21 protein-coding genes are annotated in these 20,561 nt (G+C 63.6%); 10 read left to right on the forward strand and 11 right to left on the reverse strand.

What is annotated here, in order from left to right:
• Window positions 1-5: 5 nt before the first annotated feature.
• The 4 genes from ftsY to NKJ58_RS01735 all read left to right on the forward strand — a co-directional run bounded on the left by ftsY (window position 6) and on the right by NKJ58_RS01735 (window position 3,997).
• Window positions 6-1,976: a signal recognition particle-docking protein FtsY gene (ftsY, locus tag NKJ58_RS01720; protein ID WP_352519381.1), complete on the forward strand. Its 1,971-nt coding sequence runs from the start codon at window positions 6-8 to the stop codon at window positions 1,974-1,976.
• Window positions 1,977-2,037: 61 nt separating this feature from the next.
• Window positions 2,038-2,709, forward strand: a complete 672-nt coding sequence (locus NKJ58_RS01725; RefSeq protein ID WP_023710236.1) for a septation protein A — start codon at window positions 2,038-2,040, stop codon at window positions 2,707-2,709.
• 60 nt (window positions 2,710-2,769) lie between these two features.
• Complete coding sequence (locus NKJ58_RS01730) at window positions 2,770-3,390, forward strand: pyridoxamine 5'-phosphate oxidase family protein (protein WP_023706747.1); 621 nt, start codon at window positions 2,770-2,772, stop codon at window positions 3,388-3,390.
• Window positions 3,391-3,448: 58 nt separating this feature from the next.
• Window positions 3,449-3,997, forward strand: coding sequence for an NADPH-dependent FMN reductase (locus NKJ58_RS01735; RefSeq protein WP_023683853.1), 549 nt, complete (start codon window positions 3,449-3,451; stop codon window positions 3,995-3,997).
• 83 nt (window positions 3,998-4,080) lie between these two features.
• Here the strand turns inward: NKJ58_RS01735 and NKJ58_RS01740 are convergent, their stop codons facing one another.
• Window positions 4,081-4,287 carry a tautomerase family protein gene (locus NKJ58_RS01740; RefSeq protein WP_352519382.1) on the reverse strand — a complete coding sequence of 69 codons (207 nt, stop codon included), beginning with the start codon at window positions 4,285-4,287 and terminating at the stop codon, window positions 4,081-4,083.
• 165 nt (window positions 4,288-4,452) lie between these two features.
• Complete coding sequence (locus NKJ58_RS01745; RefSeq protein WP_023671738.1) at window positions 4,453-5,373, reverse strand: SMP-30/gluconolactonase/LRE family protein; 921 nt, start codon at window positions 5,371-5,373, stop codon at window positions 4,453-4,455.
• A gap of 286 nt (window positions 5,374-5,659) precedes the next feature.
• Here NKJ58_RS01745 and NKJ58_RS01750 point away from each other — a divergent pair, with 286 nt between their 5' ends.
• Window positions 5,660-5,827 carry a hypothetical protein gene (locus NKJ58_RS01750; RefSeq protein ID WP_023683851.1) on the forward strand — a complete coding sequence of 56 codons (168 nt, stop codon included), beginning with the start codon at window positions 5,660-5,662 and terminating at the stop codon, window positions 5,825-5,827.
• Window positions 5,828-6,011: 184 nt separating this feature from the next.
• On the opposite strand, the gene NKJ58_RS01755 is transcribed toward NKJ58_RS01750, so the two are convergent.
• The 4 genes from NKJ58_RS01755 to ccmA all read right to left on the reverse strand — a co-directional run bounded on the left by NKJ58_RS01755 (window position 6,012) and on the right by ccmA (window position 8,416).
• Window positions 6,012-6,593, reverse strand: coding sequence for a DsbE family thiol:disulfide interchange protein (locus NKJ58_RS01755; RefSeq protein WP_352519384.1), 582 nt, complete (start codon window positions 6,591-6,593; stop codon window positions 6,012-6,014).
• Complete coding sequence (gene ccmD / locus NKJ58_RS01760; protein ID WP_023683849.1) at window positions 6,590-6,793, reverse strand: heme exporter protein CcmD; 204 nt, start codon at window positions 6,791-6,793, stop codon at window positions 6,590-6,592. The genes NKJ58_RS01755 and ccmD overlap by 4 nt, the downstream gene beginning before the upstream one ends.
• A 122-nt stretch (window positions 6,794-6,915) precedes the next feature.
• Window positions 6,916-7,581, reverse strand: coding sequence for a heme exporter protein CcmB (gene ccmB, locus NKJ58_RS01765; RefSeq protein WP_023828742.1), 666 nt, complete (start codon window positions 7,579-7,581; stop codon window positions 6,916-6,918).
• 229 nt (window positions 7,582-7,810) lie between these two features.
• Entirely contained in the window at window positions 7,811-8,416 is a 606-nt protein-coding gene (ccmA, locus tag NKJ58_RS01770; RefSeq protein WP_023828743.1) for a heme ABC exporter ATP-binding protein CcmA, read from the reverse strand.
• Between the two features lie 285 nt (window positions 8,417-8,701).
• On the opposite strand from ccmA, the gene acnA reads away from it, so the two are divergent.
• The 3 genes from acnA (at window position 8,702) to NKJ58_RS01785 (ending at window position 13,500) form a co-directional block, all read left to right on the forward strand.
• The gene (acnA, locus tag NKJ58_RS01775; protein ID WP_023745430.1) at window positions 8,702-11,392 is read left to right on the forward strand and encodes an aconitate hydratase AcnA; all 2,691 of its coding nucleotides are present in this window, start codon (window positions 8,702-8,704) and stop codon (window positions 11,390-11,392) included.
• Between the two features lie 358 nt (window positions 11,393-11,750).
• Window positions 11,751-12,530, forward strand: a complete 780-nt coding sequence (locus tag NKJ58_RS01780) for a DUF1223 domain-containing protein (protein WP_023683845.1) — start codon at window positions 11,751-11,753, stop codon at window positions 12,528-12,530.
• 583 nt (window positions 12,531-13,113) lie between these two features.
• Window positions 13,114-13,500 carry a DUF2794 domain-containing protein gene (locus NKJ58_RS01785; protein WP_023683844.1) on the forward strand — a complete coding sequence of 129 codons (387 nt, stop codon included), beginning with the start codon at window positions 13,114-13,116 and terminating at the stop codon, window positions 13,498-13,500.
• Window positions 13,501-13,616: 116 nt separating this feature from the next.
• Here the strand turns inward: NKJ58_RS01785 and NKJ58_RS01790 are convergent, their stop codons facing one another.
• The 4 genes from NKJ58_RS01790 to NKJ58_RS01805 all read right to left on the reverse strand — a co-directional run bounded on the left by NKJ58_RS01790 (window position 13,617) and on the right by NKJ58_RS01805 (window position 18,546).
• Window positions 13,617-14,198 (reverse strand): GNAT family N-acetyltransferase, encoded by a 582-nt coding sequence (locus NKJ58_RS01790; RefSeq protein WP_023683843.1) that lies wholly within the window; start codon window positions 14,196-14,198, stop codon window positions 13,617-13,619.
• A 117-nt stretch (window positions 14,199-14,315) separates the two neighbouring features.
• Entirely contained in the window at window positions 14,316-15,056 is a 741-nt protein-coding gene (locus tag NKJ58_RS01795) for a Bax inhibitor-1/YccA family protein (RefSeq protein WP_023671726.1), read from the reverse strand.
• Between the two features lie 239 nt (window positions 15,057-15,295).
• Entirely contained in the window at window positions 15,296-17,845 is a 2,550-nt protein-coding gene (locus tag NKJ58_RS01800) for an ABC transporter permease (protein WP_352852739.1), read from the reverse strand.
• Window positions 17,845-18,546, reverse strand: coding sequence for an ABC transporter ATP-binding protein (locus NKJ58_RS01805; RefSeq protein WP_023683841.1), 702 nt, complete (start codon window positions 18,544-18,546; stop codon window positions 17,845-17,847). The genes NKJ58_RS01800 and NKJ58_RS01805 overlap by 1 nt, the downstream gene beginning before the upstream one ends.
• A gap of 50 nt (window positions 18,547-18,596) precedes the next feature.
• Between NKJ58_RS01805 and NKJ58_RS01810 the strand changes: the two genes are divergently transcribed.
• Window positions 18,597-19,241 carry an arylesterase gene (locus tag NKJ58_RS01810; RefSeq protein WP_023745434.1) on the forward strand — a complete coding sequence of 215 codons (645 nt, stop codon included), beginning with the start codon at window positions 18,597-18,599 and terminating at the stop codon, window positions 19,239-19,241.
• 270 nt (window positions 19,242-19,511) lie between these two features.
• The gene (thpR, locus tag NKJ58_RS01815) at window positions 19,512-20,108 is read left to right on the forward strand and encodes an RNA 2',3'-cyclic phosphodiesterase (protein ID WP_352852740.1); all 597 of its coding nucleotides are present in this window, start codon (window positions 19,512-19,514) and stop codon (window positions 20,106-20,108) included.
• On the opposite strand, the gene NKJ58_RS01820 is transcribed toward thpR, so the two are convergent.
• Window positions 20,012-20,539, reverse strand: coding sequence for a low molecular weight protein-tyrosine-phosphatase (locus NKJ58_RS01820; RefSeq protein ID WP_352852741.1), 528 nt, complete (start codon window positions 20,537-20,539; stop codon window positions 20,012-20,014). The two genes, thpR and NKJ58_RS01820, sit on opposite strands and share 97 nt — an antisense overlap.
• Window positions 20,540-20,561: the final 22 nt, after the last annotated feature.

The following is a 20,561-nucleotide window of genomic DNA, read 5'->3' on the forward strand; positions in this document are numbered from 1 at the left end:
GAAGCATGGCCGGTTTTTTCAAGAACATATTTTCGTTCGGCAAGAAGGAAGGCGTCGAGGAGCGCATCGACGAAACCGCTCCCCTGCCGCCGATCAAATGGGATGCGCTTGAGGCGCTGAAGCCGGCGGCCGAGCAGGTCGTTCCGGAGTTCTTGAAGCGCGAGGAGCCCGAGCCGCCGACGCCCCACCCTCCCCTCGATGGGGAGGGTCGCCACGAAGTGGCGGAGAGGGGTGAGAGCGCCGACGCCGGCGCCACTCACCCCCAAGCTTCGCTTGGGGCCTCCCCCATCGAGGGGGAGGTAAAGCCTGCGCCGCAGTCGGCGCCAGAAGAACCGAAGCCCGAACCCGCGCCGACCATCCCGCCCGCGCCGGAACCGGTCGTCCCATCCGAGCCGGAACCGTTGCCGGAGCCCGCGCCGGAAGAAGCCCCCGAACCTGAGACGCCTGCCGAGCCGCCGGAGCCCGAGGAAGTTCCCGCGCCGCCGGCTGTTCCGAAGCCCGCGCCCGAACCGCAGCCGCAAGAAGTTCCGGCCGCACCGGCCAAGCCGGAGGTTGAACCAGCGCGCCCGGAGAGGCAGCCGGAACCGGCCCCCGTTGAAGTACCAACGCCTGCCGAGGAGCCGGCCGAAGCACCAGCGCCGATCGAAGTGCCGCAACCGTCCGCGCCTCCCGCACAGCCTACCTCAGAGGTCAGCGCCGCCCCGCCTGCCGGCACCTTCTCCCCGTATAGCCACGGGGAGAAGGACGAGGCGCCCCACCCTCCCCTCGGTGGGGAGGGTCGACGCGAAGCGGCGGGGTGGGGTGACAGCGCTGACGCCAGCGCAAATCACCCCCACCCCCAAGCTTCGCTTGGGACCTCCCCCATCAAGGGGGAGGTAAAGCGCACGTCGGTTGAAGCTGTACCCGCGCCGGTCGAAGCCAAGACCATCGTTGCCGAGCTAGCGCCCGCGCCGGCCCCGCAACCTTCGCCACAGTCAAAACCAGCTCCCGGCAAAGTCACCGTAACCAAAAAGGTCGAGCAGAAAGCCGAGCCGCAAAAGGCGCCCGAACCGGCGCCGCGACGCTCCTGGTTCCAGCGCATGCGCGACGGGCTTGCCCGCTCCTCGAAAGAACTCACCGGCAACATCGCCGGCGTCTTCACCAAGCGCAAGCTCGACGAGGAGACGCTGCAGGATCTGGAGGACGTGCTGATCCGTGCCGATCTGGGCATGGAAACAGCCTTGCGCGTCACCGATGCCCTCGCTGCCAGCCGCTACGGCAAGGATGTCTCCGACGCGGATGTCCGCACCATCATGGCGGCCGAGGTGGAGAAGGTGCTGGCCCATGTCGCCATGCCGCTGGAGCTCGACCTGTCGCACAAGCCGCATGTCATTCTGGTGGTCGGCGTCAACGGCACCGGCAAGACCACGACCATCGGCAAGCTCGCCGCCAAACTGACCGATGGTGGCCTGTCGGTGATGCTGGCCGCCGGCGACACGTTTCGCGCTGCAGCCATCGAGCAGCTGAAGATCTGGGGCGAGAGGACGAAGTCGCCGGTCATCGCCTCGAAGATAGGCGCGGATGCCGCCGGCCTCGCCTACGACGCTTTCGAACGCGCCAAGGAGGCCGGCTCCGACGTGCTGATCATCGACACCGCCGGCCGGCTGCAAAACAAGACCGAACTGATGGCGGAGCTGGAAAAGATCGTGCGCGTGCTGGGCAAGCTCGATCCGGAAGCGCCGCATACCGTGCTGCAGACGGTCGACGCCACCACCGGCCAGAATGCGCTCAATCAGGTCGAGATCTTCCGCAATGTCGCCGGCGTCAACGGCCTGGTGATGACCAAGCTGGACGGCACGGCGCGCGGCGGTATTCTGGTCGCGATCGCGGCAAAGCACAAACTGCCGGTCTACTTCATCGGCGTCGGCGAACAGGTCGACGACCTCGAACCATTCTCGGCCAGCGAATTCGCCAGGGCGATCGCGGGCGTAGCGTAAAAAGCACGATCCCGAAGAGCTGCAGGCTTTTTTGGACAAGATCATGCGTCAGAAGGAAGTCATGAACCCTCCCATCCTCGAACGCGACCCGTCCGACCCGCGAAAGAAGAAAGAAAGCGTCAATCCGCTGCTCAAGCTGGTGCTGGAACTCGGGCCGCTGATGGTGTTCTTCTTCGCCAATGCACGCGGCGCCTGGCTGGTGCAGAAATTTCCTGTCCTGGCCGAATTCGGCGGGCCGATCTTCGTCGCCACCGGCCTGTTCATGGCGGCGACGGCGGTCGCGCTGATCGCCTCCTGGCTGCTGCTGCGCACCTTGCCGATCATGCCGATGGTCTCGGGCGTCGTCGTCTTCATCTTCGGCGCGCTGACGCTCTATCTGCAGGACGACGTGTTCATCAAGATGAAGCCGACCATCGTCAACACCCTGTTCGGCGGCGTGCTGCTCGGCGGTCTGTATTTCGGCCGATCGCTGCTCGGCTATGTCTTCGATTCGGCCTTTCGCCTCGATGCCGAAGGCTGGCGCAAGCTGACTTTCCGCTGGGGCCTGTTCTTCCTGTTCCTGGCTCTTGCCAATGAAGTGGTGTGGCGGAATTTTTCCACCGACTTCTGGGTTACCTTCAAGGTCTGGGGCATCATGCCGATCACCCTGTTGTTCACCTTCAGCCAGATGCCGCTGATCCTGCACCATTCGATCGAGGATAAGGCCGAGAAGGTGGAAGAAGCCGGCAAGTAGAGCAATTCCAGGAAAAGTGTGAAGCCGTCCGGAATTGCGTCAGAATAAACGGAGACGGCCATGGAATTCGTCACCACGCGCGATGAACTGAGGACGATCTACAAGACGCCGCGGCCGACCGACACCTCGATGCGCAAGGAACTCAGGGCGCTCGACGGCCACTGCCGCTCTTTCATCGGCAAGAGCCCTTTCGTGCTGATCGGTTCTTCCGACGGCGCCGGCAATGCCGACGTGACGCCGAAAGGCGACAGACCGGGCTTTGCCCTTGTCCTCGACGACACGACCATCGCCATTCCCGACCGGCCCGGCAACAACCGGCTGGACACGCTGGAAAACATCCTGCTCAACCCTTCGGTCGGGCTGCTTTTTCTCATCCCCGGCATGAACGAGACGCTGCGCATCAATGGCGACGCCCGCATAACCGTCGATGCCGGTTTGCGCGAGCGCCTCACCGTCGACGGCAAGCAACCGCAAAGCGTCGTCGTGGTGAGCGTCAAGGCCGCTTACATGCACTGCGCCAAGGCCTTCATGCGCTCCGAATTGTGGAAGCCGGACAGCTGGCACGACCGCGCGACGTTGCCGACGCTCGGTCAGATCCTGTCCGATCAGATGGCGCATGCCGAAACTGCCGACGATTTCGACCGCTCGCTGGACGAGGCCTACAGCAAGACCCTGTGGTAAATTTCGCGTACGATTCGCCATTGCAGTCCTTTGCCGGTTTCCCTAGCCCTGTTTCCCCGTGATCGAACTCCTCGCCATCTCCGGCAGCCTGCGCGCCGCCTCGACCAATTCGGCGCTGCTGGCGGCGCTGTCCGCGAACGCGCCTTCGGATTGCCGCGTAACTGTCTATGACGGGCTCGGCCTGCTGCCGATCTTCAACCCGGATGACGAAGGCGAGCGCACACCGGCCGAGGCCATGCGGCTGATCGAGGCCGTCACCAGCGCCGATGGCATCATCGTCTCCTGCCCCGAATATGCCCATGGCGTGCCCGGCGGCATGAAAAACGCTCTCGACTGGCTGGTCTCGCGCGACGCCGCAGTCGGCAAGCCCGCCATGCTGGCCCACGCCTCCGCGCGCTCGCTCTATGCCCGCGCCGCGCTGGCCGAGATCATGCGCACCATGTCGTTCGCGCTTTGTGAGAATGCGGTTCTGGAGATTGCCTTGCTCGGCAAGAAACCGCCGGAGATAGAAGCGATCCTGGGAGAGGACGAGAACCTGCGGGCCATGCGCGAAGCGGTGCAGGTTTTCGCGAGTTTTATACGCGCAAACGTTGCCTCGTCATCCTAGGGCGGAGCAAGGAGCGAAGCGACGCGGCGCAGACCCTAGGATGACGAACGAAAGGGTGCGGCGCACCCCAACGTGCCGCAGTGCTACCCCTTCCGCAACGTATCGACATCGGTCACACCGACATACCAGTCGCGCGCGTTGACCTCTTCGAACACCACCCAGACGTCGTCATTGCTAAGCCCGGTGGCGTCCATGATGGCCGCCGTGACCTTTTTGGCAATGTCGGCCTTCTTGCCAGCGGGATCAGCGGCGATCACTTCCTTGACGATGCGGATGTTGACGAATGGCATGATGTCCTCCCCTTGAATTGTGTCTGATACCGCCGCCGCTGGGCGGCTTCGAAATCCGCTCCGGCGAACCGCTTGGCGGTGGTTCCGGCGGCCGCAGCGCAACAGGCGCCGCCGGCAGGCGCAGAAACGCCATCAAGGGCCGCCAGAGAAGCGTTTGCAGCAGCCTCAATACGTCTTCGCCCCGTTCACCATCAGCCGCACCATGTAGAGCGACGTGGTGCCGGCGATGTAGAGGCAGTTCAGCTTGTTGCCGCCGAACACGCAATTGGCGGTCACTTCCGGCACCTTGACCTTGCCGATCAGCGTGCCGTCGGGATCGTAGCAATGGATGCCGTCGGCGGCACTGGTCCAGATGCGGCCGGCCTCGTCGAGCCGGAAGCCGTCGAACAGGCCGGCCGTGCAGTCGGCGAACACCTTGCCGCCCGAGACCTTCTTGCCGTGCTTGCCGACGTTGAAGACCCGCATATGCGCGGGGTTCTGCGCGCCATGCGTGCGGCCGGTGTCGACGACATAGAGCTGGCTTTCATCCAGTGAAAAGGCAAGCCCGTTCGGCCGGACCATGTCGGTGATGACGGCCTCGACCTCGCCCGTATCCGGATCGACCCGGTAGACATTGCAAGCGCCGATCTCGCTTTCGGCCTTGTCGCCCTCATAGTCGGTGTCGATGCCGTAGCTCGGATCGGTGAACCAGATCGAGCCGTCGGATTTCACGACCGCGTCATTGGGCGAATTCAGCCGCTTGCCTTTCCATTCGGCCGCGATGGTGGTGACGGAACCGTCATGCTCGGTGCGGCTGACGCGGCGGCCGGAATGCTCGCACGTCACCAGTCGGCCCTGGCGGTCGACGGTGTTGCCGTTGGAATTGCCGGAGGGCTGACGGAAGACGCTCACATTGCCGTCGGTCTCGTCATAGCGCAGCATGCGGTTGTTGGGGATGTCGGACCAGACGACATAGCGGCCGGCGGCGAACCAGGCCGGCCCTTCCGCCCACTGACATCCGGTAAACAGCTTTTCCACCTGGGCGTTGCCGTTGAACAGCCGCGCGAAACGCGGATCCAGAATTTCGTAATAGTCTGCGGTCGCCATGCATTTCCTCCGGGCATCACGTGACGCGCGGATCAAGCCAGCCTGCGGGCGCGATGGCAAGGTGGCGCAGGCGCAATTTGTAAGACAAAAGGTGCCCGGCCGGCATGGCCCGCCAGCCTGTCCGGCCGTTTATGGTGCTGTAGCGCTGTATTAACCCGCTATGCGCCCTGTGCAATGGTGCATTGCAACATCTTCTTTTTGCATCGCACCATTCCTATGTCATGGTGCGAACGACCAAGGGAGGAACAAATTCACCGCTGATATGCGGCACGAAAGGACCCTTGCTATGGCTTTTGACAACCTCTTCTCCCGCGCGCGCTCCTCGATGGCCAAGCGCCGCCACTACAACCGCCTCGTCGCGGAAATCGAAAACCTGACGAGCCGCGATCTGGCCGACCTGCGCGCCGACCGCTCGGAAATGCTCTACCAGATCCACAGGCAGATCTACGGCTGAGCATTTCAGACGTCAGCGGGGCACCGCCCCCTCACCCGGATTGCCAAACCGAATTGCATGAGCAATTCGGGCAATTCGACCTCTCCCCCCGGGAGAGGAGCTAGCCTGTGCCGATGCTTCCCTCTTCTCCCCACGGGGAAAAGGTGGCCGCGTAGCGGCTCGATGAGGGGGCATGGCGCCAACGTCAGCCCGGTGCCGCGAGCGCCTTTTCAATCTGCGGCAACAGAACATCCCTCGCCGACTCCCCTGTCAGCGGCCCGACATGCTTGTAGGCAATCTTGCCGTCCTTGCCGATGACGAAGGTTTCCGGCACGCCGTAGACGCCCCAGTCGATGGCCGTGCGGCCGGCCTCGTCGACACCTATCGCCTGGAACGGATTGCCGAGATCACCAAGGAACCGGCGCGCGTTTTGCGCTTGGTCCTTGTAGTTTAGCGCGGCCATGACGAAGCGCTTGTCCTGCGACAGCTGCAAGAGCACCGGATGCTCTTCCCGGCACGGCGCGCACCACGATGCAAAGACGTTGACCAGCGTTACCTTGCCGGCGAAGGCTTTCGAATCCAGCCCGGGCAGGTTTGACCCTTCCAGCGCCGGCAGGTTGGTCTGCGGCGCCGGCAGGCCGATCAGCGCCGACGGCACTGCCGCCTCATCGCGTCCCGACAAAAGCTGCGACAGGAACAATCCGGCGAGGCCGAGAAAAACCAGCAGCGGCAACAGCACGACCAGGCGGCGGCGCGGCGACGCCGGCGTTTCGCATTCCGTGCTCATGGCTTGCTGGCCCCAGTGCTGGCCCCAGTGCTGGCCCCAGTACCGGCTTTGTCCGAGCGACGCCGCACGCCGGCCGCTTCGAGGTCTGCCAGTTCGCGCTTGCGGGTCCGCTGGTCGAGCAGGATCCAGCCGATCAGCCCGGCCAGCACGATCACCGTGATGCCATAGGCGGCCGCGACATAGAGTGCGTGTGCACTCATGCGCTTCGCTCCCCTTCCACCGTCACTTCGTCGTGCTCGATCATGGCCTTCCCATAGCTTTGCGGCTTTCTTAGCTTTGCGGCTGGGGCTTCGCAATTGATCGTCGCGCCGCAGCGGTCATATCAATCCGTTCCATGCCGCAGCGCCAGTGCTGCCGCCACCGGACCCAGCACGGCAAGAAACAGCGTCAGCGCGGCAAGAATGAGGAAGGGCTGCAGGAACGGATCAGGATCGGCCACCGCGCCGTAGCTCGCCGACACCCCGAAGATCAGCACCGGGATGGTCAGCGGCAGCACCAGCACCGAGATCAGCAGCCCGCCACGTGGCAGCGCCACCGCCACCGCCGCCCCGACCGCGCCGATGAAAGTGATCGCCGGCGTGCCGACCAGCAGCGTCAGCGCGGTGGCGCCGATGCTGAGCGGCTCCATGTTCATGAACAGGCTCAGCAGAGGTGCCGCAACCACCAGCGGCAGAACGCTGCCCGCCCAATGCGCCAGGCACTTCACCAGCACCGTCAGCGCCAGCATGTGGCGGTCATTGCCCAGCACCAGAAGATCGAGCGAACCGTCTTCGCGATCGGCCTGAAACAGCCGGTCGAGGCCGAGCAGGCAGGCGAGCAGAGCGCCGATCCACAGGATCGCCGGACCGATGCGGGCGAGCAGCTTCAGGTCCGGTCCGACACCGAAGGGGATGGTGGCGATGACGGCGAGGAAGAAGATGACGCCGGTGAGCGCCCCGCCCCCGGCACGGATTGAGAGACGGACGTCGCGCAGGAAGAGGGCTAGCATTGCCAAGCCGCGCCTGCGGTTTGATTGCCATCTTGCCGAAGGTGGCGTTCCTTCACACCCCCCTCTGTCCTCCCGGACATCTCCCCCGCAAGGGGGGAGATTGGCAGTTCCACTGCTGACGCCTCTTTTTCAATGCCGGTGATTGGCGAAAGCCGGCATGACATCTGATCTCCCCCCCTGCGGGGGAGATGCCCGGCAGGGCAGAGGGGGGTGGGCGGGAATGCCGACATCACCCTGTTGCTCCCATCCTCAATGCCTGTGCTCCATCCAATCCCAGTGGCAAATGCGTCGCCGCGACAATGATTCCACCTTCTGCGCAATGCCTCGTCATCAGCCCCGCAAACCGCGCCTCCGAGGCCTTATCCAGCCCAGCCGTCGGCTCATCCAGCAGCCACAGCGGCTTATGACTGACCAGCAATTTCGCAATCGCCGCCCGCCGCCTTTGCCCGGTCGACAAATATCCGAAAGGCAGATGGCCGATGCCGCCGAGACCAACCGTCTCCAGCGCCTCTCCGACACCCAACTGCCCATCGCCGTTGAAATCGCGCCAGAAGCGCAGATCCTCCGCCACGCTGAGCGCCGTCTTCATTGCATTGAGGTGGCCGAGATAGTGGACCGCCGAAGCGATCGTCGGAAACCTCTCGCCGCCCTCGATGCGCACATCGCCTTGCGCCTTCGGCAGCAGCCCGGCGATGACCCTGAGCAGCGTCGATTTGCCCGAGCCGTTCGGCCCGGTGACGACCAGCACCTGGCCCTTGTCGAGCGCAAAACCGATGCCGGAAAAGACCGTCTCGCCGCCGCGTTCGCCGCCCAGATTTTCGGCAATCAGCCGCATGCCTGCCCGTCCCGAAAACTTTACCGCGCGATAGCTGCCGCATCGCACAAATTTGCTCCGCAACTGTCTAGAACTATTCCAGAAAATTCTCTATATGCGGGACATCCGTGCCAGCGGTCGGCACGGGAACAGAATTTGCGCCGAACCAGCGCACGCGCCGCCTTGAACGGCTCGGGTTGGCTGGGAACGGACAGCGGAAATGGCCGTACCCGCACCTTTGCGCGTGATTGCATGCCCATCGGCGTCCGTTCCCTTTCAGGCTGAACAGACAAGGACGGACCGCACGTGTCAAAATCCCTCGACAGTTTCAATTGCCGCCGCACCCTCACCGTGGGTGGCGCGGACTATGTCTATTACAATCTGGTCGAGGCCGAGAGGAACGGCCTCACCGGCATTGCCCAGCTGCCTTATTCGATGAAGGTGCTGCTGGAAAACCTTTTGCGCAATGAAGACGGCCGCTCCGTCACCAAGGACTCTATCCAGGCTGTTGCCGGCTGGCTGACCGACAAGGGCACCGCCGGCGTCGAGATCGCCTATCGCCCCGCGCGTGTCCTGATGCAGGATTTCACCGGCGTCCCGGCGGTGGTCGACTTGGCCGCCATGCGCGACGGCCTCAAGGCGCTCGGCGGCGATCCGCAGAAGATCAATCCGCTGGTGCCGGTCGACCTCGTCATCGACCACTCCGTCATCGTCGACGAATTCGGCACGCCACTGGCCTTTGCCAGGAATGTCGAGCTCGAATATGAGCGCAACGAAGAGCGCTATAAATTCCTGAAATGGGGCCAGCAGGCGTTCCGCAATTTTCGCGTCGTGCCGCCCGGCACCGGCATCTGCCATCAGGTCAACCTCGAATATCTCGGTCAGGTCGTCTGGACCAACACGGAAGACGGCGGAACGACCGCCTATCCCGACACCTGCGTCGGCACCGATTCGCACACCACTATGATCAACGGCCTTGGCGTGCTCGGCTGGGGCGTCGGCGGCATCGAGGCCGAGGCGGCGATGCTCGGCCAGCCGGTTTCCATGCTGTTGCCCGAAGTCATCGGCTTCCGCCTTACCGGCAAGCTCAGGGAGGGCATCACCGCCACCGACCTCGTACTGACCGTCACCCAGATGCTGCGCAAGAAGGGCGTCGTCGGCAAGTTCGTCGAGTTCTTCGGCCCGGGCCTGTCCAACATGACGCTGGCCGACCGCGCCACCATCGGCAACATGGCGCCCGAATATGGCGCCACCTGCGGCTTCTTCCCGGTCGACGGCGAGACCATCCGCTACCTCACAATGTCGGGCCGCGAGGAAAGCCGCATCGCCCTGGTCGAGGCCTATTCCAAGGCGCAAGGCATGTGGCGTGACGCCGGCTCGGCCGACCCTGTCTTCACTGACCTGCTCGAACTCGAGCTCGACAGCGTCGTGCCGTCGATGGCAGGTCCCAAGCGCCCCGAAGGCCGCGTTCCGCTCGAAGGCATTCCGGCCGGCTTCGCAAAGGCGATGGAAACCGAGTACAAGAAGGCTGCCGAAATCCACAAGCGCTATGCCGTCGAAGGCACCGACCATGATCTCGGTCATGGCGATGTCGTCATTGCCGCCATCACGTCCTGCACCAACACCTCCAACCCGAGCGTGCTGATCGGCGCCGGCCTTTTGGCGCGCAACGCCAACCGGCTCGGCCTCAAGCAGAAGCCGTGGGTGAAGACCTCGCTGGCGCCGGGCAGCCAGGTGGTCGCCGAATATCTGGAAAAGTCCGGCCTGCAGAAGGAGCTCGACCAGATCGGCTTCAACCTGGTTGGTTTCGGCTGCACCACCTGCATCGGCAATTCCGGCCCGCTGCCGGCGCCGATCTCCAAGACCATCAACGATAAGGGCCTGATCGCCGCCGCAGTGCTCTCCGGCAACCGCAACTTCGAAGGCCGTGTTTCACCTGACGTGCAGGCGAACTATCTGGCGTCGCCGCCGCTGGTGGTAGCCCATGCTTTGGCCGGCACCGTCACCAAGGACCTGACCACCGAGCCACTCGGCGAAGGCCGCGACGGCAAGCCGGTCTATCTCAGGGATATCTGGCCGAGTTCGGCCGAGATCCAGGAGTTCATCGAGAAGAACGTCACACGTGAGCTATTCGCCCGCAAATATGCCGACGTCTTCAAGGGCGACGAATACTGGCAGAACGTCAAGGCGCCGGAAGGCCAGACCTATGCCTGGGACGACAACTCGACCTATGTGCAGAACCCGCCCTATTTCGCCGGCATGACCTCCGGTTTCGGCAAGATCGGCGACATCAAGGGCGCGCGCGTGCTCGGCCTGTTCGGCGACAAGATCACCACCGATCACATCTCACCGGCGGGTTCGATCAAGGCCGCTTCCCCGGCCGGCAAATACCTCACCGACCATGGCGTCGGCGTTGCCGACTTCAACCAGTACGGCACAAGGCGCGGCAACCATGAGGTGATGATGCGCGGCACCTTCGCCAACATCCGCATCCGCAACCACATGCTGGGCGAGAACGGCCGCGAGGGCGGCTACACCATCCACTACCCGTCGAAGGAAGAGGAATCGATCTACGACGCGGCGATGAGATACAAAAAGGAAGGCGTGCCGCTGGTCATCTTCGCCGGCGTCGAATACGGCAACGGCTCCTCGCGCGACTGGGCAGCTAAAGGAACGAATCTCCTCGGTGTCCGTGCCGTCATCGCCCAGTCCTTCGAGCGCATCCATCGCTCCAACCTCGTCGGCATGGGCGTCATCCCCTTCGTCTTCGAGGAAGGCACCTCATGGGCCTCGCTCAACCTCAAGGGTGACGAGCTGGTCGAGATCGACGGCATAAGCACCATCAAGCCACGCCAGACGATGATCGCCAAGGTGACTTATGGCGACGGCACCGTGAAGAACGTGCCGATCATCTGCCGCATCGATACGCTGGACGAACTCGATTACTTCAAGAATGGCGGCATTTTGCAATACGTGCTGCGCGATCTGGCCGCGTAGCGGCCAGGGCTTAGGCAGTAGGGATTGGGCGGTAGCGGGGAACGACATCCCCCTACTCCCTACTCCCTACTCCCTACTCCCTACTCCCAGTCTTTCGAAAGCATTGCCCGACCCGATCGAAGCTCCGCCCTGTACGACAGGAGTAAAAACCGGCTGGGCTCAGCAAGATCTGCCCCACGCTCATGATGCCATGCTCCCGATCGAACCGGGCGGTGAAGTGCTCCGCCTGTAGGGGCCATACCCATGGTTGCGGCAGCAAAAATTTCACCGCAACGTGACTTCCCGTTGACTGTCGCTTCTGCCACAAATCTGGGCAACCAGAACAAGGCCGGCGTCACCGGCGGGAATCGGAACGATCATGGCACCTCGACACCCTCTGCGGCTTGCGGCTTTTGCGCTGGCCTTCTCGGCGCTTGCCGGGACCGGGTTCGCCGAGGAATCGGGAACGACCCAGACCGACAAACCGCAGATTGACAGGCCCTTGGGCGTGGTCGAGCTGTTCACCAGCCAGGGCTGCAATTCCTGCCCGCCGGCGGACGCGTTCTTTGCCGAGCTGGCGGCCAAGGACAACGTCGTCGCGCTCGCCTACCACGTCAATTACTGGGACTATCTCGGCTGGCAGGACACGCTGAGCAGCAAGGACAATACCGACCGGCAATATGACTATATGCGCGCCTTCGGCACCCGCTCCGTCTACACGCCGCAAGCCGTTATCAATGGCCGCAGCCATGTCAATGGCGCCAGCCGCAAGGAGGTCGACGGCGCGCTTGCCCGCATGGAAAAATCCGGTGAAGGCATGCGGGTCAGCGTCAAAGTCAGCCGCACCAGCGATCGCGTCATGATCGATGCCGGCGACGCCGGTAGCGGCCCGAGCGACGCCCATGTCGTCATCGTCTATTTCGAACCACCGCAGACGGTGACCATCGCCAAGGGCGAGAACACCGGCCGCAGCATGACCTACTGGAACGCCGTCACCGGCATCCAGACCGCCGGCATGTGGCACGGCAAGGCGCAGCGCTACGAATTGCCGATGACCGAGATCGCCAAGAAAGGCGGCTGCGCCGTGCTGCTGCAGTCGGTCGGCAAGGACGGCCTGCCGGGCCCTATTCTGGGCGCTGCGTTTATTCACAAGCCTTAAGAGGCCCCCTCATCCGGCCGTTCTCGGCCACCTTCTCCCCGAGGGGAGAAGGGGCTGAATCAGCGCTGGCGCGAACTCCTCTCCGCTCGGGGGAGGTCGGATTGGCCCGAATTGCTGTTGCAATTCGGCTGGCAATCCGGGTGAGGGGATGCGCCCGCAAACTGGGCACCGCAGCCTCCGGCAAATTCTTCAAGCAGCCAAAAACAAAAAAACCGACGTCAGCTTGCTTCTGACGTCGGTCATTTAGGTTTTGGGATCGTCGCACCCGGTCTCTCCCTGAGGAAAGTCCGAGGTTGGTTCGATCCGACGCAGACCCGTGGGCGGGGGGCTTGGGGTTTACGAGCCGGTGCCGGACCGAACCGTCTCAGGCAACGCCGGTAAATTCGTCGGACATTGGGGCATGAGCGCGGATAAAAAAAGGCGGAAATGTGGCGAGGCATCACCAATTCAAACACCGCGTTTTATAAAAGTGACTGGACGTTGCGAAAACAGCGCAGACCCGGGATGGTTAGCCGGGCCTTGCAATTCCACGGCGAACACGCCAACTTCTGCAAGCGAGATTCATTTTCAAAGGGATCGCGGGATGACCGATCGCAGCGGTGGGACGGAGGATGGGGACGCATCCGCAATATTGATCCCGCTGCACGAGGCGCGACGCGAACGCCTCGACCAGCCGGTCCGTTTCGACCGGCGTGAACTCGACGAGATCCTGAGGCTGTACGGACGCATGGTCGCCGCCAACGAATGGCGCGACTATGCCATCGATCATCTGTCTGATCGGGCTGTGTTTTCAGTCTTCCGCCGGGCCAGCGAAGTGCCGCTGTTCCAGATCGTCAAGGATCCGAAACTGGCGCGCCGGCAAGGCGCCTTCGCCGTCATCGCCGCCGGCGGCCGAATCCTCAAGCGCGGCCAGGAACTCGGTCGCGTGCTCAACGTCTTCGATGCTAAGCTGAAGATTGTCCAGGCCTAATTGAGAATTGGGGAATTGAAGAACTGAAGAATTGAAAAAAGAGGATGTAACGGTCGAAATACCGCCGGGTTTGTTCTCAGCTATTCAAATCCTCAATTCTTCAGTTCTTCAACTCCTCAATTCCCCCTCCTCAAGCTCTCACGAAACTTCCGCTCCGGCAGCGAATGCGGATCGGGCGGAACCGTTACGCCGCCATTCAGCGACAGCTGCATGAACACCGTGTCAAGCCAGCGCCCATGCTTGTAGCCGGAGCCTTCCAGGCGACCGGAATGGCGAAAGCCGAGCTTTTCATGCAGCCGCACCGAGGCGCTGTCTGCATGGCCGTCGCCGATCACCGCGACGATCTGGCGAAAGCCCGCCATACGGCAGGCTTCAATCAGCGCCTGCATCAGCAGCAGCCCGACGCCCTGGCCCTTCGCATCAGGCGCGACATAGACGGAATCCTCTACGATGAAGCGGTAGGCCGGGCGCGGCCGGAACGCGCCGGCATAGGCGTAGCCGAGCAGCGCGCCATCTCGTTCCGCCACCAGATAGGGAAAGCCCCCCGCTGTCAGGCTGTCGAAGCGCCCACCCATCTCAGTGCGGCTGGGCGGCTCCAGCTCATAGCTCGCGGTGCCATGCGTCACGGCATCGCCGTAGATCTCGGTGATTCGGCCGAGGTCGCCTTCCAAGGCCGCGCGGATGGAAATAGTGCTCATGATTTACGCAGACGATTCATCTGCCTCCATGACAGCAAAGGCCGGCACAAAAGAAAAGGGCGGCCGTTGGCCGCCCTCTTGATATCAGCTGGTCCAGTTGCCTGATGGGAAGACCGCCTAGCGGCGATCGCCCATGAACTGCAGCAGGAACATGAACAGGTTGATGAAGTCGAGATATAGCCTCAACGCGCCCATGATCGCCTTGCGGCCGGCAACGTCGGCCTGATCGCCTTCGTAGTACATTTCCTTGATGGTCTGCGTGTCATAGGCGGTGAGCCCGGCGAAGATCAGCACGCCGATCGCCGAGATGGCGAAGCCGAGCGCCGACGATTGCAGGAAGATGTTGATCAGCATGGCGATCACCAGGCCGACCACGCCCATGACCAGGAACGAGCCGAAGGCCGAAAGGTCGCGCTTGGTCGTGTAGCCGTAGAGCGACAGCGCGCCGAAGGCGGCCGCCGTGGCGAAGAACGTCTGGGTGATCGACGCGCCGGTGTAGACCAGGAAGATGGTCGACAGCGACAGGCCGACCAGGCCCGAATAGACCCAGAAGGTGGTTTGCGCCGCGGCCACGCTCATCGACTGGATCCTGAACGACAGGAAGAAGACGGCGGCGAGCGGAGCCAGGATGACCACCCAGCGGAAGGCGCTGGCATAGATCAGCGTGCCGAAAGCGGTCAGCTGTCCGTCGCCGGTGACGGCGAGCTGGAAAGCGCCCCAGGCGGCGACGCCGGTGATGAGGAGGCCAAGCCCCATCAAATTGTAGACCTTGAGCATGTAAGTGCGCAGGCCTTGGTCAATGTCGGCGCGCGCGCCCGGCACGGCCGAAGTCTGGTAGTTGCGAATGGGCTCAGCCATTGGAATCCTCTGTTGCTTCTGCCCCGTACGGTGTCAGGCCCTTTCGGACCTGGGCGCCGCTGGCGGGGCTCCAGCATGCCTGTGGCGAAATATGATGGTTCTTGACGTCAAGAACAAGACCGTAACGGGCTGCAACGCTTGGTGAATCTCCGGAAGCCGGTTTTCTTGGGCTTCCATGACTGCACATTACCAAGATTTAATCGGAAACGGCAGATTCGGCCAACCTTGCCGCTTGGGGCCTAGAGGTTGCGCAGCACCGGCGCCGCCCTGTGGCCGAGCACCCGCCAGGTGCCGGCAAGGCCGATGCCGACCGTGATCACCAGCGCAAACACCAAGGTCGCCACTGCCACCTCCGGCATGAAATGCGACGGCAGTGTCATGATGCGGGCAACGATGTACCAGGCGGAGACGCCGCCGGCAGCCAACGCGAACACCGCGGTGGCCAGGCCGATCAGCATGTATTCCAGCGAAAACGCCGCGATAAGCGTGCGCCTCGTGGCGCCCAGCGTCTTCAGCACCACGGCATCGTGGATGCGGGCGCGATTTCCCGCGGCGAGCGCGCCGGCAAGCACCAGCACCGAAGCGATCAAGGCAACGCCGGCCGCGGCCCGGATCGCCGTGCCGAGCTGGCCGACCAGCCGGTTGACGACATCGAGCGCGTCCTTGACCCGAACTGTCGTCACCGCCGGGAAGGCGCGGGTGACGGCGTTCAGCAGGCGGGCATCCTCTGCTGCCGTGGCATCCTTTTCGGTCAGCGTCGCCAGCCAGCCATGCGGGGCGCCGGCAAAAGTGTTGGGCGAGAACACCATGACGAAGTTGATGCCCATCGTCTCCCATTGCACCTCTCGGAAATTGGCGATCCTGGCCGTCACATTGCGTCCGAGCACATTGACGGTGACGGTATCGCCAAGCTTCAGGCCGAGCGCCTTGCCTTCATCGTTGGAGAACGAAACCAGCGGTTCGCCGCTGTAATTCTCCGGCCACCAGATGCCTTCGGTCAGTGTCGCATTGGCCGGCTGTTTGGCGTCGTAGGTCAGGCCGCGATCGCCGCGCAGCACCCAGGCGCCTTCCGATGGCACATTGGCCTTGTCGACACTAACGCCGTTCAGCGCCATCACCCGGCCGCGCAGCATCGGCACCTTGACCAGCGTTCCCTTCGGCGCCTCTTTGCCGATCAATGTCGAGAAGGCATCAACCTCGCTATTCTGGATGTCGACGAAGAAGAAATTCGGCGCCCGTTCCGGCAGACTGCCGGAGATCTGCTGCCTGAGATTGCCGTCGATCAGCGCCAGCGTCACCAAAAGCGTCAGCCCGAGCCCGAGCGACAGCACGACGGACGGCGTCAGCGCGCCGGGCCGGTGGATGTTGCCGATGGCGAGCCGAAGCGCGACCGAGCGCACACGCGGGCTTTTGCGCGCCACCCACTGCACCAGAGCACCGACCAGGCGCAACACCAGAAAGGCAAAGATCGTCGCGCCGACGAAGATCAAGGCGATGCGCCGGTCGCCAGAAAACAGGATGGCCAAAGCCGCCAAAGCGAGCGCGATGCCGACCGCCGTGGCAAGATAGGGCAGGCGTGGAAAGCCGCGGCCCTCAAAACCCATTTCGCGAAACAGCGCGGTCGCCGGCACATCGCGGGCGCGGCCGAGCGGCAACAGCGCGAAGGCCAGCGTCACCAGCAGCCCGAACAGCGCGGCAAGAGCCAGCGCACCGGGATAGAAGCCGCCTTCAGCCGGCACCGGAATGACCGACTGGAGCGCAGCGCTGGCTGCAAACGGCATGGCGGCGCCGAGGATGAGGCCAAGCGCGATGCCGAGGCCGGCGATCATCAGGATTTGCACGAGATAGACGGTGAAGACGAAGCCGCCCGAGGCGCCAAGGCTCTTGAAGGTGGCGATGACGCCGCGCTTGCCGTCGAGATAGGCGCGCACCGCATTGGCAACGCCGACGCCGCCGACCACCAGCGCCGTCAGCCCGACCAGCGTCAGGAATTGCGAGAAGCGCTCGATGTTGGCCGACAGCGCCGGCGCCGCATTGGAACGCGTGCGGATCGACCAGCCGGCTTCAGGGAAATCGCTCGCCGCCCGATCCTGGATGGCTTTGAGATCGGCTTGGCTGGCGCCGGCCGGCAGCCGAACCTTGTAGGCATTCTCGACCAGGCTGCCCGGCTGGATCAGGCCGGACGCGGCAAGCCCCGCGGTCGAGACCATCAGCCGCGGCGCGAAGCCGAAACCGTCCGACACCGCATCCGGTTCGCTCACCAGCCTGGCCCGCAATTCGAATGTCGCGCTGCCGACCTTCAGCCGGTCACCGATCTCCACATTCAGCCGGTCGAACAACAGGTCGGGCGCGGCGGCGCCAAAGACGCCTGATTTCTCGCCGAACAAATCCTTTCTGCCAAGCTGCGGCGCGGTCTCGATCGCGCCATAGAGCGGATAGGCGTCGTCGACGGCCTTGGCCTCGACCAGCGCCTGGTCGGAGCCGTCTTCCAGCCGCGCCATCGAGCGCATATTGGCACTGTGCGACACAGTGCCGAGGCGGTCGAGGAAGGTGCTTTCGGCTGGCGTCGCATCGCGCTGGTTGAGCTGGAAGCGCAAGTCGCCGCCAAGCAGCGTCTGGCCCTGGTCTGCAAAGCCTGCGGTGATCGCCTGCGCCACCGAATTGACCCCGCCGATTGCAGCGACGCCGAGCGCAATGCAGGCAAGGAAGATCAGGAAACCCGACAACCCGCCGCGCATCTCGCGCAGCGAGAAGCGGAACGCGAGCTTCAGCGTCTGCGACAGTGGCATCAGGCCGGCACCTTGACCTGCGCTACCGGCGCATCCTCGATGCGGCCCGAGCGCATCGACACCTGGCGCGAGCAGCGCGCCGCAAGGGCCGGATCGTGCGTGACCAGCACCAAGGTCATGCCGCGCTCGGCCGCCTTGGCGAACAAAAGGTCGGCAACCTGCCGCCCCGTCGCCTGGTCGAGATTGCCGGTCGGCTCGTCGGCGATGAGAATGCGCGGCGACGGCGCCAGCGCGCGGGCGATCGCCACGCGCTGCTGTTCGCCGCCGGACAGCTCGCCCGGATAGTGGGTGACGCGGTCGCTCAAGCCCACCGCTGCCAGCTCGCGCGCCGCGACACCGAACGGATCGGCATGGCCGGCCAGTTCCAGCGGCACCGCGACATTTTCGAGCGCCGTCATGTTGGGAATGAGATGGAACGACTGGAAGACGATGCCGATGTTTCGGCCCCGAAACGATGCGACCTCGTCCTCGCTTTTGCCGTTCAGCAATTCGCCGGCGATCCGCACCGTCCCCGAATCGACCTGCTCCAGCCCGGCCAGCACCATCAGCAAGGTCGACTTGCCGGACCCCGAAGGGCCGACGATGCCGGTCGCCTCGCCGCGCGTCACGTCCAGGCTGACGCGTTTCAGCACATGCACTGAGGAAGCGCCTTGGCCAAGGGTCAGGGATACGTCTTTCAGCTCGATGACGGCTTCTGTCACAATTAAAGCGTCCTATATCAGGATGAAGGCTGGTATATGGGGGCTGCCACATGTCTTTCAAACGCTTGAATGCCGCAGGGCTCGTCCTTTTCGTCACCCTTTGCGGCGCCATTTCGTCCGTGCGCGCCGAGACGTTCACCATCGTCGGCTTCGGCGACAGCCTGATGGCCGGTTTCGGCCTCGGGCCTGGCGATGGCTTTACCGACAAATTGCAAGCTGCGCTGCGCGCCAAAGGCCATGACGTCACCGTCGCCAACGCCGGCGTTTCAGGCGACACCTCGAGCGGCGGCTTGGCACGGCTTGACTGGTCGGTACCGGATGGGACAAGGCTGGTTATCCTCGAACTCGGCGCCAACGACATGCTGCGCGGCGTCTCGCCCAGCATCACGGAAAAGAACCTGGACGACATGCTGGCGAAGCTGAAAGCGCGCAAGATCGCGGTGCTTTTGGCCGGCATGCGCGCCGCTCCCAATCTCGGCGCCGACTACCAGAACGCCTTCGATGCGATCTATCCAAAGCTTGCCGCGAAATACGATGTGCCGCTCTATCCGTTTTTTCTCGATGGCGTCGCCGGGCAGTCCGGCCTGCAGTTGGAGGATGGCCTGCATCCCAATCCGAAGGGCGTCGCAGCGATGGTCGAGCGCATCCTGCCCGCCGTGGAGAAGGCGATTGCGGCAGTTCAGGGTGGCGGTTGAACGCCGGCGTGACGAGAATAACACGCGGCGATCATTTTGACCGGTGTGGCCAAAAAGGACATATAGCCTCCAAAAGGAGGGTCATATGGCCATTATCATCAAGAGAGAGGACGCTGTTCGCCTCGCGCGAACTTTGAAACAAAAGACCGGGCTGCAGAGGGCCCGGGTCGCCTGTTCGTAAAAATGCCTGCAACCAACAAACCACTTGCCCCGTTTGACTATCGATGATTCGCTAGGGGCACAGTTCGATTCGAGGAAGGGAGGCTCACCATGCCGCGTCTTTTCACCGCCCTCGAAATACCCCGTGACGCCGCTCTTTCGCTGTCCCTGCTCAGGGGCGGCCTGCCCGGAGCCCGCTGGATCGATGTCGAAAACTACCATCTGACGCTGCGCTTCATCGGCGACGTCGAAGGCCATATCGCCGACGAAATCGCCAACGCGCTCGACCGGGTGCACCGCCCATCCTTCTCGCTCACCCTGTCCGGAGTTGGCGCTTTCGGCCAGAAGAAGCCGCACGCCGTCTGGGCCGGCGTCTTCGCCTCGCCCGACCTTTCGGCGCTGCAGAGCGAAATCGACCGCATCTGCCAGCGGCTCGGCCTGCCCGCCGACCCGCGCAAGTTCACCCCGCATGTTACGCTGGCACGCTTGCGCAATTCGAGCCCGCTCGACGTCGCCCGGTACCTGTCGGCGCGCGGCAATTTTGCGACGCTACCGTTTCGCGTCGGCCGCTTCGTGCTGATGTCGTCGCGCGATTCGGTCGGCGGCGGTCCCTACATTGTCGAGGAGGCGTGGCCGCTCTCCGGCGTCGACGCCCGCGCCACCAATCTCGTCGCCAGCGCCTCCGACGCTTCGCGGATCATGCGGTAGACCGAAGCGAACGCTTCGGCCACGTCATAATAGGGATCCGGCACGTCGCGGGTTTTGCCCTGCGCAAACTCTGCCAAGAGATGAATACGTTCCCGCGCACCGGCCGGCGCCAACGCCTTGAGGTCGCGGACATTTTGCCGATCCATGCCGAGGATCAGGTCGAAGCGCGAAAAATCCTCCGGCCTGACCTTGCGTGCCCGCTGCCCTGATATGTCGAGGCCGTGGCGGGCCGCAATCGCGATCGAGCGCGGGTCGGGCGCTTCGCCGAGGTTCCAGCCGCCGGTCGCCGCAGAGTCCAGCACGATGTCGTCCAGCACCATGTCGCGGCCGCGTTCCGCCAGCACGGCGCGAAACACGCCTTCGGCCAGGGGTGAGCGGCAGATGTTGCCGAGGCAGACGAAGAGTATGGAATTTATCGGCTTTACGCTCATTCGATATGCGCCGTTCGTGCAT

Origin of the sequence: Mesorhizobium sp. M0139 (genome assembly GCF_040322455.1) — a bacterium.
Lineage (GTDB): Bacteria > Pseudomonadota > Alphaproteobacteria > Rhizobiales > Rhizobiaceae > Mesorhizobium.